15 protein-coding genes are annotated in these 16242 nt (G+C 75.4%); 8 read left to right on the top strand and 7 right to left on the bottom strand.

The window, feature by feature from the left end:
* Positions 1-110 precede the first annotated feature (110 nt).
* Entirely contained in the window at positions 111-2600 is a 2490-nt protein-coding gene (locus tag AB0C99_RS13785) for an SdrD B-like domain-containing protein (RefSeq protein WP_362474133.1), read from the top strand.
* 255 nt (positions 2601-2855) lie between these two features.
* A complete protein-coding gene (locus tag AB0C99_RS13780; protein ID WP_362474130.1) occupies positions 2856-3572 on the top strand; it encodes a hypothetical protein in 717 nt (238 codons plus the stop codon).
* Positions 3573-3609: 37 nt separating this feature from the next.
* Here AB0C99_RS13780 and AB0C99_RS13775 read toward each other — a convergent pair whose 3' ends face one another.
* Entirely contained in the window at positions 3610-4968 is a 1359-nt protein-coding gene (locus AB0C99_RS13775; RefSeq protein ID WP_362474127.1) for a right-handed parallel beta-helix repeat-containing protein, read from the bottom strand.
* A gap of 91 nt (positions 4969-5059) precedes the next feature.
* Here AB0C99_RS13775 and AB0C99_RS13770 point away from each other — a divergent pair, with 91 nt between their 5' ends.
* Together AB0C99_RS13770 and AB0C99_RS13765 are read left to right on the top strand one after the other, a co-directional pair.
* A complete protein-coding gene (locus tag AB0C99_RS13770; protein WP_362474124.1) occupies positions 5060-6217 on the top strand; it encodes a Dyp-type peroxidase in 1158 nt (385 codons plus the stop codon).
* A 38-nt stretch (positions 6218-6255) separates the two neighbouring features.
* Positions 6256-6744, top strand: a complete 489-nt coding sequence (locus tag AB0C99_RS13765; RefSeq protein ID WP_362474121.1) for a hypothetical protein — start codon at positions 6256-6258, stop codon at positions 6742-6744.
* Between the two features lie 96 nt (positions 6745-6840).
* Here AB0C99_RS13765 and AB0C99_RS13760 read toward each other — a convergent pair whose 3' ends face one another.
* Positions 6841-7056, bottom strand: a complete 216-nt coding sequence (locus AB0C99_RS13760; RefSeq protein ID WP_362474118.1) for a dodecin — start codon at positions 7054-7056, stop codon at positions 6841-6843.
* A 217-nt stretch (positions 7057-7273) separates the two neighbouring features.
* On the opposite strand from AB0C99_RS13760, the gene AB0C99_RS13755 reads away from it, so the two are divergent.
* From AB0C99_RS13755 to AB0C99_RS13745, 3 genes are all read left to right on the top strand, one after another.
* Positions 7274-8539, top strand: coding sequence for an extracellular solute-binding protein (locus AB0C99_RS13755; protein WP_362474115.1), 1266 nt, complete (start codon positions 7274-7276; stop codon positions 8537-8539).
* A 179-nt stretch (positions 8540-8718) separates the two neighbouring features.
* Complete coding sequence (locus tag AB0C99_RS13750) at positions 8719-9552, top strand: GNAT family N-acyltransferase (RefSeq protein WP_362474113.1); 834 nt, start codon at positions 8719-8721, stop codon at positions 9550-9552.
* On the top strand, positions 9549-10517 hold the full coding sequence (locus AB0C99_RS13745; RefSeq protein WP_362474110.1) for a lysophospholipid acyltransferase family protein: 969 nt from the start codon (positions 9549-9551) through the stop codon (positions 10515-10517). Before AB0C99_RS13750 ends, AB0C99_RS13745 begins: the two co-directional genes overlap by 4 nt.
* Here the strand turns inward: AB0C99_RS13745 and egtD are convergent.
* The 4 genes from egtD to egtA are packed head-to-tail and all read right to left on the bottom strand — an operon-like array spanning position 10412 to position 14692.
* Positions 10412-11377 carry an L-histidine N(alpha)-methyltransferase gene (egtD, locus tag AB0C99_RS13740; RefSeq protein WP_362474108.1) on the bottom strand — a complete coding sequence of 322 codons (966 nt, stop codon included), beginning with the start codon at positions 11375-11377 and terminating at the stop codon, positions 10412-10414. The two genes, AB0C99_RS13745 and egtD, sit on opposite strands and share 106 nt — an antisense overlap.
* Complete coding sequence (gene egtC, locus AB0C99_RS13735) at positions 11374-12126, bottom strand: ergothioneine biosynthesis protein EgtC (RefSeq protein ID WP_362474105.1); 753 nt, start codon at positions 12124-12126, stop codon at positions 11374-11376. Before egtC ends, egtD begins: the two co-directional genes overlap by 4 nt.
* A complete protein-coding gene (egtB, locus tag AB0C99_RS13730) occupies positions 12126-13442 on the bottom strand; it encodes an ergothioneine biosynthesis protein EgtB (RefSeq protein WP_362474102.1) in 1317 nt (438 codons plus the stop codon). Before egtB ends, egtC begins: the two co-directional genes overlap by 1 nt.
* Positions 13439-14692: an ergothioneine biosynthesis glutamate--cysteine ligase EgtA gene (gene egtA, locus AB0C99_RS13725; RefSeq protein WP_362474099.1), complete on the bottom strand. Its 1254-nt coding sequence runs from the start codon at positions 14690-14692 to the stop codon at positions 13439-13441. Before egtA ends, egtB begins: the two co-directional genes overlap by 4 nt.
* 145 nt (positions 14693-14837) lie before the next feature.
* On the opposite strand from egtA, the gene AB0C99_RS13720 reads away from it, so the two are divergent.
* Positions 14838-15671, top strand: a complete 834-nt coding sequence (locus tag AB0C99_RS13720; protein WP_362474096.1) for a TIGR02452 family protein — start codon at positions 14838-14840, stop codon at positions 15669-15671.
* Here AB0C99_RS13720 and AB0C99_RS13715 read toward each other — a convergent pair.
* Positions 15656-16072, bottom strand: a complete 417-nt coding sequence (locus AB0C99_RS13715) for a type II toxin-antitoxin system PemK/MazF family toxin (RefSeq protein ID WP_362474093.1) — start codon at positions 16070-16072, stop codon at positions 15656-15658. The genes AB0C99_RS13720 and AB0C99_RS13715 overlap by 16 nt on opposite strands.
* Positions 16073-16242: the final 170 nt, after the last annotated feature.

Raw genomic sequence — 16242 nt, 5'->3', positions numbered from 1 at the left:
CCTGATCCGCGGCCTCCACGGCTCGCCCGCAAATCCCTCAAGAAATCATCGCGAAGAGGCCCACCCGGCAGCGATGGTCCTTTTCCTTTCCGTACATGGAGAGTGATGCCATGAATCGAGTCGACTCCGGCTCGCGGCGAACGGTCCCGCTGCGCGCGGGCCCGCTGGCACGCGTGGGGTTATCCGTTCTCTTGCTGGCGGGCGGTGCTCTGGGAGCGACGGCCGGCCCCGTCGCCGCCTCGCCCGAGGACGGCACGCTGACGGTCCAGGTGCTGCGCGACTTCTTCGGCACCGGCGTCATCAACACGACGATGGACGTGCCGCAGCGCGGCATGAGGGTGCGGGTCTCCGACCCCGCCGGGCGCGGTGTCACCGCCGTCACGGACACCACCGGAAAGGTGGTGGTGGCGCAGTCGACGTCGCTGCGCGGCGGCCGGTACCGCGTGGACGTCAGCGTCCCCGCGCCGTACGACGGCTATCTGCGGGCCGCGCCCGCGTCGACGGCGGAGAACCACTTCGACAGCTTCACGTCGTTCGTGGACGTCTCGGGCGGAAAGAACGCCTCCGTGGTCACGGGCGTGTGGAACCCCGCCGACTACGCCCTGCCGGACACGCGGTACTTCGTGCCGGTCCAGAACGGGGCCACCGGAACGGACACCCGGGCCCTCGTGGCGTTCGGGACGCAGACCCGGGGCACCTGCCCCGGCGGCGTGGCGTGTCCGAGCGTGCTGGCCACGCAGGCCCAGGTGGGCACGACGTACGGGCTCGCCTACGACAGGTACCGCACCCGGCTGTTCCAGAGCGCGTTCGCCCGCCGCTACGCCCCGTACGGGCCCGAGGGCCCCGGCGCGATCTACACGGTGCCGGTCGACGGCTCCGGCGCACCGAAGCTGTTCGCCCAGGTGCCGGACGTCGCGCGGACGCAGCACGACAGCGACATGAACAAGGACCCGGGATTCGTCGACGCGCCGGGCAAGGAGAGCATCGGCGCCCTGGCCCTCTCGGAGGACGGCTCCACGCTGTACGCGGTGAACCTGCTGAACCGCAGCCTGGTGAGCTTCGACGCGAGGGGGGCCACCGCATCGGCGCCCAGGGCGACGACACCCATCCCCGACCCGGGGTGCGCGAGCGCCGGTGACTGGCGGCCGTTCGGCCTCGAAGCCCACGACAACACCCTGTACGTGGGCGGTGTGTGCAGCGCCGAGAGCACACAGAAGCCCGCGGACCTGAAGGCCGTCGTCTACGCGTACGACGGCAGGCGGTTCACCACGGTCCTGACCCACACCCTCACCGACAAGCGTGGCACCGTCTTCACCGGGGCGGGCGCCGCCCCCCAGGCCACCCGCTGGAACCCGTGGAACACCAGCCTGGACACCTGGGACGAGCGCAAGGCGGGCAACGCCTTCCTCGACCCGCAGCCGGAGCTCGCCTCCCTCGCCTTCGGCCGCGACGGCTCGATGATCCTGGGCTTCCGCGACCGGTTCATGGACGTGCTCAGCGCCCGGGGACTCGACCCCCGTCCCGGGAACAACACGCCGGAACTCGGCATGGCCGGCGGCGACATCAACATGGCCTGTGCCGTTCCCACCGGCGGATACGCGTGGGAAGGCACCGGGAACTGCCCCAACCACGCCACCCCCGGCAACAGCGGCGGCCAGGCCCCCGATGTCGTCGAGTACTTCCCCGGCGAGTTCTTCCAGGGGCCGCACCAGGAGACCGCGCTGGGCTCCGTGGCCTTCATCCCGCAGCAGGACTGGGTCGTCAGCACGGAGTTCGACCCGACCGTCAACGTCGAGACGTCCGGCACCGGTTACCACCACATCACGACCGGCGCGGGCCCCGGCAACGCCCCGAACACGAACGCCTACCAGTTCGTCGGCGGGGCGCAGAACGGCTTCGGCAAGGCCGGCGGGCTCGGCGACGTCGCCTACGCGGCGGCGAACGCCCCGGTCCAGATCGGCAACCTGGTCTGGTTCGACAGCGACCGCGACGGGGTCCAGGACCCGGGGGAGCCGCTGCTGCCCGGGGCGACGGTCAGCCTGCTGGACGCGGGCGGCAGGCAGGTCGCCACGACGCGGACCGACGACGCCGGCGAGTACTACTTCGGTGGTGTCGGCGCCGCGTACCAGCTCGTCCCCGGCGCGAAGTACACGGTGCGGTTCGACGTGTGCACCGCGGACACCAGCGGGGTGCCCGGGCGGCCCACGGCGGACCGGCTGCGGTTCACGCTGCCGCGAGCCGGCACCGACCGGACGCACGACTCCAACGTGACGCCGCCGACCACCGGACGGCTCTGCGCCGGCTCCGCGCCCGTCACGGCGCCGAGCAGGCCGGGCGGCGTCGACCACACCATCGACGCCGGGGTGTACATCCCGAAGGGGAAGCCGCCCCACAAGCCGACCCCGACGCCGAGCTCGCCCTCCGCGTCGACACCGCCCCCGGACTACGGGGACCAGGGGGGCTACGGGGACTCGGGAGGCTCGCTGGCGCACACCGGCTCCTCCGGAGCGGTGCCGGTGATCGGCCTCGTCGGCCTGTTGCTGGGTACGGGCCTGGCCATCGCGGTCGTGAGCCGGAAACGCCGTCCCCGGGAGCACTGACCTGACCGGACGACACCGATCCGAACAGCACTGATCCGAACAGCACTGATCCGAACAGCACTGATCCGAACAGCACTGATCCGAACTGCCCGACCGCGCCTGCTGGTTCGCGGTCGGGCAGTCCGCGGTCCAAGCAAGCGGGCGAACCGAGAGGGTGGGGAAGTGGCCACGTCGAGCCGGGTGCGGAGCGGGAGATACGGAGGGGCACGGCCGGACCGTGCGACCGGACGGCGCCGGTGGCCGCGGCCCCGCCGGGTGGCCGTCGGCATCGCCACGGCGGCCGTCGCGGTCGGCGCCGCGTTCCTGCTCACCGGCGGCGGCTCCGAGCCCGCCGGTCCGCGTGCGCTGACCTCGGACGAGGCGGACCGCCTGGCGATCACCCGGTTCCGCAACTACGAGGCGCGCGGCCGCGCGGTGACGATCACCGTGCCGGGCACCGCCGGAGGGCTGACCGTGACCGGGTCCGTCGACTACCGGGGCAGGATCGGCTACGGGGTGGTCCACGGCACCGGGCGCGAGACCTCCAGCGAGGGGCTCATCGAGTGGACGGCCGACTCGGTGTTCGTCCACCCGATGGCGAACGCCCCCGAGCACGCCCCCGCTTCGCCGCCCCGCACCGGCTGGGTCCGCCGCCCGCTGCTGTCCGCCGGGAGCTCGCTGGACACGTCGCTGACCATCGCGCTCGGTCTCGGCAGCGACCGGCCGGACAACGCCGGACTGCTGGCGCAGAACGGCGCCGCCTGGTGGGGACGCGACCGGGTGGACGGGCATCCGGTGGACGTCATGACCGGACCGTCCTCCCGGAACCGCCCCGACACGGCGGGCAACGTGCGCTACTGGGTGGGCCCGGACGGCACGATGCGCCGGGTCCGCGCCGAGGTCGGCTCCGCGCCCCGGCCGGTGGACATCACGTTCGACACCCAGCCGTTCCGGCCGGTCACCCCGGTGGCGGGTGCCGCCCCGAAGAACTAGCGGCAGCCGGCGCCGGCTCTCCGGGGCGCGGCGCCGCTCAGGACGCCCGTACCCGCGCACCGGCGGCGAGCAGGGACGGCGACGGCAGCGGGACCCCCGCCAGGTCCGGCAGCTCCGGCACGGCCGGGACGGCGGTGGCACCCGCGGTGAGGGCGTGCGGGAGCTGCGGCTGCGGCGCGGGCGCCGCCACCTCGGAGAACGGGATGCCGTCGGGGGGCGTCGGCGCCGCCCAACGGCCGTCCGGCGAAGGTGTCGTGTCCGGCAGCGGGCAGGGCGCCGTGGTCGCGAGCCCGGCGGGCACGGTGGTCCGCAGCTCGTTGCCGCGCAGGCAGTTGCCCCGTCCCCGCGCGGCGGTGGGGAACGTCCAGCCGACGTCGACGCCGTTGCCGGAGAAGGCGTTGTCCGTGATCCGGTTGCCGATCGCGGGGATGTCGGCGGTCGCGGTGACCACCAGCCCCGCGGTGCCGTTGCCCGTGACGCGGTTGCGGACGAACCGGTTGTCGCTGCCGCCGTCGACGCCGACGCCGACGCCCCAACCCCCGTCGGCCTGCTGCGGGGTGGCCCGCTGCTGGTTGGCGGCGATCAGGTTGCCCGCGATGACGGCGCCCCGCTGCGGGAGGAGTTTCTCCTGGTGGTCGGAGCCGGTGGTCAGGCCGACCCGGTTGCCGACCAGCCGGTTGCCGATCACGTACATGTCCCCGCCTGCGTTGGTGCCTTCGTACCCGACCGCGTTGAGTTCGGCGATGTTGTCCCGCACCACGATGCGGCAGGGCTTGCACTGCCCCACGTAGATCCCCGAGTCCGCCCCGCCCGACGCGTAGGAGTGCTCGATGACGCCGTTCTGCGCGGAGAACGCGTAGATGCCGTACAGCCCGTTGCGGGTCGCGGTCACGTGCGAGACCAGGAACGACTTCAGGAAGGTGACGGGCTCGTCGCCGGTGTCGTAGCCGCCGCCTCCGCCCGGCAGCCCGGCCGCCGCCTTCGCCGAACCGGTGACCAGCACGCCGTTCTGCGTGTTGTTCCGCACGGTCAGGTTCTCCACGGCCACCCCGGGGGCCGTGACGAGGACACCGTTCGGCTGCCGCAGCCGTCCGTCGATGACGACCTTCTCGCGGGACTCGCCGCGGAGCGTGATCCGGGGCGTGGAGACCTTCACCGACTCGTGGTACGTGCCCGGCGCGACCAGCACCAGGTCGCCGGGGCGCGCCAGCGACACCGCGGCCGAGATCGTCGGGGCGTCGGCGGGGACCCGGATCGTCACCCGCGCGCCGCTCGGGCGCCGGCCCTCGCCCGGTCCGTCGTCGCCGTCACCACCGCCACCGCCGTCGCTGCAACCGGCCACCAGCGTCAGCGTGCCCAGGACGGTCGCCAGCACGCGAAGAGCTAATCGAGGCATGCGTCCGATCCTGGCACGGCACCACCCGATTCCACCCCGAAAAAGGCAGGTTGACCCACACGAGCGATTCGGGTGTGGCACTCTGCACCCCATGCACCGAGCCGACTCCCGTCCGTCACGACGCGCGTTCATCGGGGCCGCCGGGGCCGCGGCGGCCACCGGGCTCACCGCGGGGTGCGAAGCGCCCGCGGCCCCGCCGGGCGGGCCCCCTTCCCCGGCTCCGGCGCCCGGCGCGGGGGTTCCGCCGACCGGCCCCCACCAGGCGGGCATCGTCCTCCCGCGCACGGCCCAGCCGAACCTCCTGGCGCTGGTGGCCGACCTCGGCGCCGACGTGGCCCCCGGCCCGCTGCTCGCCGAACTCGGCGAGGCCGTCCGGGCGCTCGTCGCGGGGACCGAACCGCGGCTGCTCGGCCTGGCGCCGGGCGACCTCACCGTGACCGTGGGCATCGGCCCCCGGCTGGTCCGCATGGCCGGTGCCACGCTGCCCGGCGCGGTGGACCTGCCCCGGTTCTCCCGTGAACGGATCGCGCCCCGGGCCCGGGGCGGCGACCTGCTGATCCAGATCTGCGCCGGAGACGCGCTGCTCCTCCCGGTCGTCGCCGCCGCGCTGCTGGCCCGGGCCGGGGACCGCGTCCGCGAACGGTGGCGGAAGTCCGCGCGCCGGGGCGCCGAGGTGCCCGTGGCCGAGGGTCTGACCGCGCCCCGCAACCCGCTCGGCTTCGTCGACGGCATCGTGGGCCCGCACACGGACGCCGAGCGGCGCCGCGACCTGTGGCTGGCCGGCCCGCCCGCCGTCGCCGGCGGCACCCTCGCCGTACTGCGGCACATGGAGCTCGACCTGGCGCGGTTCGCCGCCCTGTCGGTGCCCGAGCAGGAGGCGGTGTTCGGGCGGCGCCGGGCCAGCGGCGCCCCGCTGTCGGGCGGCCCCGTGGCGGCGGGTCCGGACCTCGGCGCCAAGACGCCGGACGGGCGCTATCTCGTCCCGGCGGACGCCCACGCGCGCCGGGCGAACCCGGCCGTGGTCGGCACCGGCCACATGCTCCGCCGCTCGTACGGCACCGACGATCCCGCCCCCGGCCTGCTCTTCATCTGCTTCCAGAACGACCTGCGGACCTTCACCGCCACCCTCGCCCACATGGAGACGTCCGACGCGCTGCTGGGGTTCACCACCACGACGGCCGGCGCGACCTTCCTGATCCTCCCCGGCTTCGACGCCCGGCGCCCGCTCGGCTCCGGGCTGTTCGGCTGAGCGCGCCCCGGGGCGTGGACCCTGCCTAGGCTGGGGGAGTGACCCGACACCGCAGGCCCGTGGCCGTCTTCGACCTGGACAACACCCTCGCCTCCACCGCCCACCGCCAGCACTTCCTGGAGGGCCGGCCACGCGACTGGAAGGGCTTCTTCGCCGCCGCCCCCGCCGACCCGCCGCTCGACGAGGGCGTCGCCCTGTGCCGGGAGGCCGCCGAGGAGTGCGAGGTCGTCTACCTCACCGGCCGGCCCGAGCGCTGCCGCCGTGACACCCTCGCCTGGCTCGCCGCGCACGGGCTGCCCGAGGGCCCGGTGCACATGCGCCGGGACCGCGACTTCCGCCCGGCGCGGCAGACCAAGCTGGAGGTGCTGCGGCGGCTCGCCGGGGACACCGAGGTGCGGATGCTGGTCGACGACGACGAGCTGGTCTGCGACGCCGCCGAGGCGGCGGGCTTCACCGTCGTCCGGGCCCGCTGGGCGGCCCCGTCCGAGGCCCTGACGCGGGCCCAGGAGGACGAGGGCCGCACCTGACGGCCCCTCGGCCGCGCCCGGCTCGGCCCCCGGCCCCGTCCGGCCGCCCCGGCTCAGAACTCGGCCGCCCCGCCGAACGCCCAGGCCGCCCCCGCCTCAGTCCTCGTCGTCGAGCCGGAAGCCGACCTTCAGGCCGACCTGGTAGTGCTCGACCGCGCCGTCCACGAGGTGCCCGCGCACCTCGGTGACGACGAACCAGTCGAGGCCGCGGAGCTTCTGCGAGGCGCGTTCGATGCCGTTGCGGATGGCCTGGTCGACACCCTCGGTGGACGTGCCGACGATCTCGGTGACGCGGTAGGTGTGGTTCGACATGGGAGCCGGACTCCTCTCGGTGCGTTCCCTCCACCGTGCCCCACCCCGCCGGGCTCCGCGACACGTCCGCCGCCGCCCGGCGGGGGCCCCGAGGGGCGCCGCGGCCGGACCGAGATGGTCAAGGACTTGACCATCCGGTTTGGTCCAGACCAGAATCCAGGCCACATACCCGCGCGAACCTCCCGTTCGGTCCCCCCACACGTCGGGTCAGCCCCCCATGCCGAAGGTGACCTACGTGAAGATCCGCCGCCTCGCCTGTCCCCTGACAGTCGTCTCCGCCCTCGTCCTCTCGGGGTGCAGCCTCCTCCCGGGCGGCGGTGGCACCCGCACGGTCAACGTCTGGCTGATGCAGGACAGCGTCAGCGACGACTTCCTCCAGCGGTTCACCGAGTCCTTCGAGGCCGAGCACGACGACATCGAGCTGAAGTTCACCTTCCAGGAGTGGACCGGCATCGGGAAGAAGGTCACCGAGGCCATCAAGGGCTCCGGCGGCCCCGACGTCATCGAGGTCGGCAACACCCAGGTCGCGCAGTACGCCGACACCGAGAAGCTCTACGACCTGACCCTGGAGTCCGTCCGCGACCTCGGCAGCCAGGACTGGCTCCCCGGTCTCGCCGAGCCCGGCTCCATCGGCGGCGCCCAGTACGGCATCCCCTGGTACGCGGCCAACCGGATCGTCATCTACAACAAGGACCTCTTCGCCCAGGCCGGCGTCGCCAAGCCGCCCGCCACCCGCGCCGAGTGGCTCGCCGACACCGAGAAGCTCAACAAGGGCGGCAACCAGGGCATCTACCTCGCGGGCCAGGACTGGTACACCCTGTCCGGCTTCATCTGGGACGAGGGCGGCGAGCTCGCCGTCGACAAGGGCGGCGCCTGGACCGGCACCCTGGACAGCGAGGCGGCCCTGCGGGGCATGGACTACTACAAGCGGCTCCAGTCCCTCGGCGAGGGCCCCAAGGACGCCGACGAGCAGAACCCGCCGCAGGCCGAGGTGTTCGCCAAGGGCAAGGTCGCCCAGATCGTCGCGACCCCCAACGCCGTCTCCGTCATCACCAAGGCCAACCCCGGCCTCAAGGACAAGCTGGGCTTCTTCCCCATACCGGGCAAGAAGGCCGGCCAGCCCTGCTCCGTCTTCACCGGCGGCTCCGACCTGATCATCCCGGAGAACGCCCCCGAGCGCGCCGCCGCCCTCGACGTCGTCAAGGCGCTCGCCGGCGAGAAGTGGCAGACCGAGCTCGCCCGCGCCATGAACTACGTGCCCAACAAGGCCAAGCTCGCCTCCGCCGTCGAGGACCAGGAGGCCACCGCCACCATGGCCGTCGGCGCCGCCCGCGGCCGGGCCACCCCGAACTCCCCGCAGTGGGCCGACATCGAGGGCGCCAACCCCATCAAGCCGTACATGACCGCGGTCCTCCAGGGCGGTGACGCCAAGGAGGCCGCCAAGGAAGCCTCCGAGCAGATCACCAGCGGCCTCGCCGAGTAGCGGCCGCCCGGCGGGCGGGCCCCCGGGCCGCCCGCCGGACAGCATTCAGCGCCTCCACACCGAGCGGCCCCCGCACGGTCACGTCGAATCCAGCCGACAGCGGAAGAAACGAGGAGCCGGACCACCGCTCACCCGGTCCGGCCCCCCGTCCCCCTTCCGTACCGCCGGAGGAGCCCGCCATGGCCGCCGTACCCCTCGCCCAGCCCCTCGCCGCCGCACCGGTCGCCGCCGTACCGTCTCAGCCGCAGGCCCAGCCCCAGCCGCAGTCCGGGGACGCCCCGCAGCCCCGCTACGTCGTCGGCCTCGCCCGCGACCAGGACGACGTCCGCGCCGCCCAGAGGCTGCGCCACCAGGTCTTCGCGGGCGAGATGGGCGCCGTCCTCGACGGACCCGAACCCGGCCTCGACGGCGACGCCTTCGACGCGTACTGCGACCACCTCCTCGTCCGCGTCGAGGACACCGGCGAGGTCGTCGGCACCTACCGGATACTGCCGCCCGAGCGCGCCGCCGTCGCCGGCCGGCTCTACGCGGAGAGCGAGTTCGACCTCACCCGGCTCGCCCCCATCCGCCACGACCTGGTCGAGGTCGGCCGCTCCTGCGTCCACCCCGCCCACCGCAACGGCGCCGTCATCGCCCTCGTCTGGGCCGGACTCGCCCGCTACATGACCCGCACCGGCCACGAGTGGCTGGCCGGCTGCTGCTCCGTGCCGCTCGCCGACGGCGGCACCCTCGCCGCCGCCACCTGGGACACCGTCAGGACCAGGCACCTCGCCCCCGAGGAGTACTGGGTCACCCCGCACCGGCTGTGGACCCCCGAGGGCGTCACCCCGCCGCAGGGCCGCACCGAACTCCCCGCGCTGCTCCGCGGCTACCTCCGGCTCGGCGCCTGGGTCTGCGGCGCCCCCGCCCACGACCCCGACTTCAACGTCGCCGACCTCTACGTCCTGCTGTCGCTGAGCCGCACCAACCCCCGCTACCTGCGCCACTTCCTCTCGCTCGCCCCGGTCCGGTGAGCACCCCCGCGGCCCCCTCGCCGTGGTTCCCCACGGCGCCCTGCACCCCGGGCCGGTGCGCCGCCCACCCCGGGCCGCCCGCCCCGCGCGTGGCGGCGGCCCGGGGCGCGCTCCGGCTCGCCGCCGGGCTCGCCGCCGTGCTCCTCGGGGTGCTGCTCGCCCCGCTCACGGCCGTCCTCCCGCCCGCCCGGCGCCTGGCGTGCGTCCGCGTCTGGTGCCGGGCCGTGGTGCGCGCCTTCGGGGTACGGATCCGGGTGCACGGCCCGGCGGTGCCCCCCGGGACGCCGCTCCTGGTGGTGGCCAACCACCTCTCCTGGCTGGACATCCCGCTGGTCGCCGCCGTGCTGCCCGGCCGGATGCTCGCCAAGCGCGAGGTGCGCGGCTGGCCGGTGCTCGGCGCCCTCGCCGCGCTCGGCGGCACCCTCTTCGTCGACCGCGAGCGGCTGCGGAGCCTGCCCGGCACCGTGGCCGCGCTGGGCCGCGTCCTGGCGGGCGGCGGCCGGGCCGTGGTCTTCCCGGAGGGGTCGACCTGGTGCGGCCGGGCCGGGGGCGCCTTCCGTCCGGCGGCGTTCCAGGCGGCCCTGGACACCGGGACCGACGTCCAGCCGGTACGGATCGCCTACCGGCCCGCGGGCCCGGCGGCGTTCGTCGGGGACGACCCGCTGGGCGCGTCGCTGTGGCGGGTCGCGACGGCGCGGGGGCTCGTCGCGGAGCTCCGGGTCCTGGACCCGCTGTCCGGCCGGCGGCATCCCGACCGGCGCGCCCTCGCCCGCGCCGCCGAGACCGCGGTCCACGGGCACCGCCGCGGGCCCGCCGTGACCGGGGTCCCGCGGCGGCCCGCGGCGGCCGGCCGGTCCGCTCAGCCCACCGTCGCCAGCGACAGCGCGAACCGCCCCTCCTCGTCCGTCCACCAGCGCGCCAGCGTCAGCCCCGCCGCCGCCAGCTCCTTGCGCACGCCCTCCTGACGGAACTTCGCCGACACCTCCGTCCGCAGCTCCTCGCCCGCCTCGAACGGCACCACCAGGTCCAGCTCGGGGATCTTCACCACCAGCGCGTGCCGGGCCCGCAGCCGCATCTCGATCCACTCCCGCTCGCGGTCCCACAGCGCCACGTGATCGAAGTCCGCCGGGTCCGCGTCGGCCCCCAGCTCCCGGCCGATCACCGCCAGCACGTTCCGGTTGAACGCGGCCGTCACCCCGGCCGCGTCGTCGTACGCGGCGACCAGCGTCGCCTCGTCCTTCACCAGGTCGGTGCCGAGCAGCAGCGCGTCACCGGGCGCCAGCATCCCCCGTACCGCCCGCAGGAACTCCCGCCGCTCCCCGGGCAGCAGATTGCCGATCGTGCCGCCCAGGAAGGCCACCAGGCGCGGCCCCGGGGTGTCCGGCAGGTCGAGGCCGTGGGTGAAGTCGGCCACCAGGGCGTGCACCCGCAGCCCCGGGAGCTCCGCCAGCAGCGCCGCGCCCGCGCCCTGGAGCGCCGACTCGCTCACGTCGACCGGCACGTAGGCGTCGAGCCCCGGCAGCAGCGCGTCGATCAGGTACCGGGTCTTCTCCGAGGAGCCGGAACCGAGCTCCACCAGCGTCCGGGCGCCGGTCGCCGCCGCGATCTCGCCGGAGCGGGCGACCAGGATCTCCCGCTCGGCCCGCGTCGGGTAGTACTCCGGCAGCCGGGTGATCTCGTCGAACAGCTCGCTGCCCCTTGCGTCGTAGAACCACTTCGGCGGCAGTTCCTTGGGGGTGCGGGTGAGGCCGTGCAGGACGTCGGCGCGCAGCGCGGCGCCCATGGCGTCCTCGGCGAGGGTACGGGTCAGCTGGAACGGGCTCACGGGGAGTGCTCCTCAAGCGGAGTGAGGGCGACGCCCGCGCGGGTGGCGGTGAGGACCGTGCGGTCCGGCACCGGCCGCCAGCGCGGATCGTCGTCGTACGGTTCGGAGGCCACGACCACGCGGTCGGGCCCGGTCAGCGTGCTGAGCGAATTCCCCCAGGTGACGGCCGTGATGGCGGTCCCGTCGGTGAGCAGCATGTCGAGCCGGGACCCGGGGGCCGCCTCGGCCGCCTCCCGGGCCGTGCCCGCCAGCGCCGCCTCCGGCGCCTCCCCCGCCCGCAGCCGGTGCAGCACCAGCGCCCACAGGAACGCCGAGTCGGTGCGCGCCTCCAGCGCGAGCAGCTCCGCCGCCGGCAGCGTCGCCGCCAGCGCGCCCATCGGCCCCGGCCAGCCGGGCACCGCCCCGTTGTGGCTGAACAGGCGGCGGTCCCCGGCGAACGGGGCCGCCGCGGCCTCCCCGTCCGCCCCGGGCAGCGTCGCGCCCCGCACGGCGGCCAGCAGCGCGCCGGTGCGCACCACCCGGGCGAGGTCCGCGAAGGACGGGTCGCCCCAGATCGGCACCGCCCGCCGGTAGCGGGCGGGCACCGGGTCGCCCTCGGCCCACCAGCCGACGCCGAAGCCGTCCGCGTTCACCACGCCGCTGGTCTGCGAGCGCGGCGCCCAGGACTGGTGCTCCAGCGAGTGCGGCGGGCGCAGCAGCAGCTCGGCGAGGGCCACCGGTTCGCCGAGGAAGGCGAGGTGGCGGCACATCAGACGGGCTCCGCGTCGCGGGCGGTGCGGAAACCGGCGAAGATCTGCCGCCGCACCGGCAGGTCCCAGTTGCGGAAGGTGCCCCGGCAGGCCACCGCGTCGACGGCGAAGGAGCCGCCCCGCAGCACCTTGTGCGCGGGCCCGAAGAAGACCTCCGAGTACTCCTTGTACGGGAAGGCCCGGAAGCCCGGGTAGGGCAGGAAGTCGCTGGCCGTCCACTCCCACACGTCGCCGATCAGCTGCCGCACCCCGAGCGGGGACGCCCCCTCGGGATAGCTCCCGGCGGGCGCGGGCCCCAGGTGCCGCTGCCCCAGATTGGCGTGTACGGGCCCGGGGTCGGCGTCCCCCCACGGATAGCGGCGCGAGCGGCCGGCCGCCGGGTCGTGGCGGGCGGCCTTCTCCCACTCGGCCTCGGTGGGCAGCCGGCGCCCGGCCCAGCGGGCGTAGGCGTCGGCCTCGTACCAGCTGACGTGCAGCACCGGCTCGTCGGCGGGCACCGGCTCGGTCGCGCCGAACCGGCGGCGCAGCCACCCGGCGCCGTCCCGCCGCCAGAACAGCGGCGCCTCGATGCCGTGTTCGCGCAGCTGCGCCCAGCCCTCGGGGTGCCACCAGCGCTCCTCGCGGTAGCCGCCGTCGGCCATGAACGCCTGGTAGGCGCCGTTGGTGACGGGGACGGTGTCGAGGAAGAAGGCGGGCACGATCCGGGTGTGCGCGGGCCGTTCGTTGTCGAGCGCCCACGGCTCGTCCGAGGTGCCCATGGTGAACGGGCCCCCCGGCACGAGGACTTCGCGGGCCACCGGGCCCGAGGAGTGCGCGGGTGGCGGAGGAGGGGCGGTCAGCGCCGCCGGGCCCCTGCGAAGCTGATGGGTGATCAGCATCGTCTCGTCGTGCTGCTGTTCGTGCTGCGCGATCATCCCGAAGGCGAAGCCCGACTCGACCAGCGGGCGGCCCTCCAGGCGCGCCTCGCCCAGCACGTCCAGGACCCGGCCCCGCACGTCGGCCGCGTAGGCGCGGGCCTCGGCCGGGGGCAGCAGCGGCAGCGAGGGGCGGCTGGCGCGCGGGTGCTCGAAGGCGTCGTACAGCGAGTCGATCTCGGGCCGCAGCGCCGCGCCGCCCGCGACGGCCCGCCACAGCCACTGCTCCTCCTGGTTGCCGATGTGCGCCAGGTCCCACACCAGCGGGGACATCAACGGCGAGTGCTGGGCCGTCAGTTCGGAGTCGTCGACGCAGGAGGTGAGCAGCGCGGTGCGCTCCCGCGCGGCCGTCAGCGCCGTCACGGCCCGCAGCCGCAGCGCCTCCGTGTCCAGCCCGGTCATGACACCACCTCCTGGAGCTCGTCGGCCGGACAGCCGCCCGGCACCACGTACCGTTCGCGGAACGCGGCGACCGCGCCGGTCACCCGGGGGGTCGCCCCGATCCGGGGCAGCGCGTCGAGCGCCGCGTCGAAGGCGGTCAGCGCGGCGGTGTGCAGCGCCGGGTCCGCGAGCCCCTCGCGGGCCGCCGCCAGCCACAGCGGGCCGCGCGGCGCGGGTCCGGCCGCCGCCCGCGCGGCCAGCGGCAGGGTCGCCCGGTGCGCCGCCTCGGCCGCCACCGGGTCCTCGAACAGGGCGGTCGTCACCGCGATCGGCACCATCCAGCCGTCGGGCCCCGGCTGCGCGTCGATCATCCGCAGCTCCAGGTGCCCGCGCGGCCGGACCGGCGGGAACAGGGTCGTGATGTGGTAGCGCAGGTCGTCCACGCCGGGCGGGCGCGGATCCCCGGTGCGCAGCCAGTCGCGGAAGGTCAGCCCCTCCGGCACCGCCCACGGCCCCTCGGGGGCCCGCACGCACAGCACCGGGGTGTCCAGGACGTGCGCCGCCCACTCGGCGCGCGGCTCGCCGTCCGGCGGCGGGGCCAGCGCCCGCGCCGGGTCGAGGTCGGCCCACAGGAGCTGCCGGGTGGACCGCCAGCCGGTCCTGCGCCCGCCGTGCACGGGGGAGTTGGCGAAGGCCGCCACCAGCACCGGGCCCAGCCGGTGGGCGAGCTCCCAGCGCCGCCGGTAGCCCAGCGGGCCGGGGCCCTCCGTCCCGGCGTCCAGGCAGACCTGCACCGAGGCGGACTCGCACATCATGGCCCGGCCCGAGGGCCCCGAGCGGCCGAGGGCGATCTCCATCGCGTCGTACCGGGGCTCGTGCAGCACCCGCGCCCGGGGCGCGTGCCACGGGTCCACGCCGTAGCCGCTGAGCCCGAGGCCGAGCGGGCCGAGCGCCCCGCGCACCGCCCGCAGGTCGGTGGCGAGCACGTCCAGGCACTCCATCAGGGAGGCGGCGGGCGGCGAGCTGAGCTCCAGCTGCCCGCCGGGTTCGAAGGTGAGGGCCGAGGCCAGCGGCAGGGCCCGTACGGTGTCGAGGGCCGCCGCGAGCCGGGGCGGCGGGACGGGCAGGCGGGGGTCGCGCAGTTCGTGGACGAGCCACTCCAGCTCGGCCCCGACCGTGCGGGGCGGGCCGGTCTTGAAGCAGATACATCGGAGCAGGTCCTCGGCGTCCGCCACGCTGAGCGAGGGGCCGCCGCGGGGTATGCCGCTCATCGGCGACACGGGCATCGTTGCACCTCCTGGGAAAGCGCTGATTCCACCTAAAGCCACCCCGGGCGGGCGTGCAAGAGCGCGTCCGGCGGGCTGGCCGGGAAAAGCCGTTGCCGCCCCGGAGCCGCGTCGATCATGCTTCGGGCCCATGAGCGCACGACTGCGGGCCCTGGCCCGCGAGACGGAGGAGATCGTGGCGGCGGGCCGCTACACGGCCCCGGACGGCCGCACCGTCGACCTCGCCGACCGGCTGGCGGCGGCCCTGGCCGGAACCCGGCCGTACGGCCCCGGGCCCGTCCCCGTCACCCCCGACACCGACCGCGCCACCCTCCTGCGGGTCACCGAGGAGAGCAGCCTGGTCGCCGCCCGCCGGATGGTGGGCGCCGACCCCGCCCGGCCCGTCGCCGTCCTCAACTTCGCCTCCGCCCGCAACCCCGGCGGCGGCTACCTCAACGGCGCCCAGGCCCAGGAGGAGGCGCTCTGCCGCTCCTCCGCCCTCTACGCCACCCTGCTGCGCGTCCCCGGCCACTACGCGCACCACCGGGAGGACCGCGACCCGCTCTACACCGACCGGGTCATCCACTCGCCCGGCGTGCCCGTCTTCCGCACCGACCGGGGCATGCTGCTCACCGAGCCCTTCACCGTCGGCTTCCTCACCTCGCCCGCGCCCAACGCCGGAGTGGTCCGCCGGCACCGTCCCGAGGACGAGCCCCGCATCCCCGGCGTGCTCGCCGGCCGCGCCGAGCGGGTCCTGGAGACGGCCGCCGCCGAGGGCTACCGCAGGCTGGTGCTGGGCGCCTGGGGCTGCGGCGTCTTCCAGAACGAGCCCGCCGACGTCGCCGGGGCCTTCAAGGCGCTGCTCACCGGCGCCGGGCGGTTCGCCGGCCACTTCGACGAGGTCGTCTTCGGCATCCTGGACCGCAGCCGCGAGCGCGCCACCCTGGCCGCCTTCCGCCGGGTGTTCGGTCAGGACCAGCCGTAGCGCTCGGCCAGCCGCGCCACCACCCGGTCGAAGCGCGGCCGGTCCAGCGCGCACGCCTCCCGCCGCATCCCCTCGTCCCGCACCCGCAGCACCCGGTCCAGGTCCACCCAGGACTCGCGCCGCTCCGCGTCCCAGCACCCGGAGCCGATCGAGACCCACTCGCGGTCGTGGTCGTGCGGCCTGCTGGAGAGCTGGACGGCCAGCAGAGTCCCCTGCTCCTCCCGCGCCACGACCAGCACCGGTCGGTCCTTGCCGCGCCCGTCGTTCTCCTCGTACGGCACCCAGGTCCAGACGATCTCGCCCGGGTCGGGGTCGCCGTCGTGGGCGGGCGCGTAGGAGGTGCGGACCGGCCCGATGGCGTGCGGGTCGGCCTCGGTCGTGGAGTACAGCGGAGTCGTCATCCCCCGCACGGTAGCGGCCCGCCGCCGCCCCGAGCCGGGATGTCGACAAGTCGCCCCGGCGCGCCCGAACGGCCCCGCGCACCCGAACGGCCCCGCGCACCCGAACGGCCCCGCGCACCCGAACGGCCCCGCGCACCCGAACGGCCCCGCGCACCCGAACGGCCCCGCGC

The sequence above is a fragment of the Streptomyces sp. NPDC048659 genome (assembly GCF_040650575.1).
GTDB lineage: Bacteria > Actinomycetota > Actinomycetes > Streptomycetales > Streptomycetaceae > Streptomyces.
Note: the sequence above shows the minus strand (reverse complement) of the source record. Positions and strands in the feature narration are given on the sequence as shown.

Excerpts from the sequence above, each read along its gene's own strand:
- egtA (WP_362474099.1), bottom strand. The coding sequence starts at position 14,692 with ATGAGCGGCATACCCCGCGGCGGCCCCTCGCTCAGCGTGGCGGACGCC.
- AB0C99_RS13760 (WP_362474118.1), bottom strand. The coding sequence starts at position 7,056 with ATGTCGAACCACACCTACCGCGTCACCGAGATCGTCGGCACGTCCACC.
- AB0C99_RS13715 (WP_362474093.1), bottom strand. The coding sequence starts at position 16,072 with ATGACGACTCCGCTGTACTCCACGACCGAGGCCGACCCGCACGCCATC.
- AB0C99_RS13785 (WP_362474133.1), top strand. The coding sequence starts at position 111 with ATGAATCGAGTCGACTCCGGCTCGCGGCGAACGGTCCCGCTGCGCGCG.
- AB0C99_RS13750 (WP_362474113.1), top strand. The coding sequence starts at position 8,719 with ATGGCCGCCGTACCCCTCGCCCAGCCCCTCGCCGCCGCACCGGTCGCC.
- egtC (WP_362474105.1), bottom strand. The coding sequence starts at position 12,126 with ATGTGCCGCCACCTCGCCTTCCTCGGCGAACCGGTGGCCCTCGCCGAG.
- AB0C99_RS13755 (WP_362474115.1), top strand. The coding sequence starts at position 7,274 with ATGCCGAAGGTGACCTACGTGAAGATCCGCCGCCTCGCCTGTCCCCTG.
- AB0C99_RS13775 (WP_362474127.1), bottom strand. The coding sequence starts at position 4,968 with ATGCCTCGATTAGCTCTTCGCGTGCTGGCGACCGTCCTGGGCACGCTG.
- AB0C99_RS13770 (WP_362474124.1), top strand. The coding sequence starts at position 5,060 with ATGCACCGAGCCGACTCCCGTCCGTCACGACGCGCGTTCATCGGGGCC.
- egtB (WP_362474102.1), bottom strand. The coding sequence starts at position 13,442 with ATGACCGGGCTGGACACGGAGGCGCTGCGGCTGCGGGCCGTGACGGCG.
- AB0C99_RS13720 (WP_362474096.1), top strand. The coding sequence starts at position 14,838 with ATGAGCGCACGACTGCGGGCCCTGGCCCGCGAGACGGAGGAGATCGTG.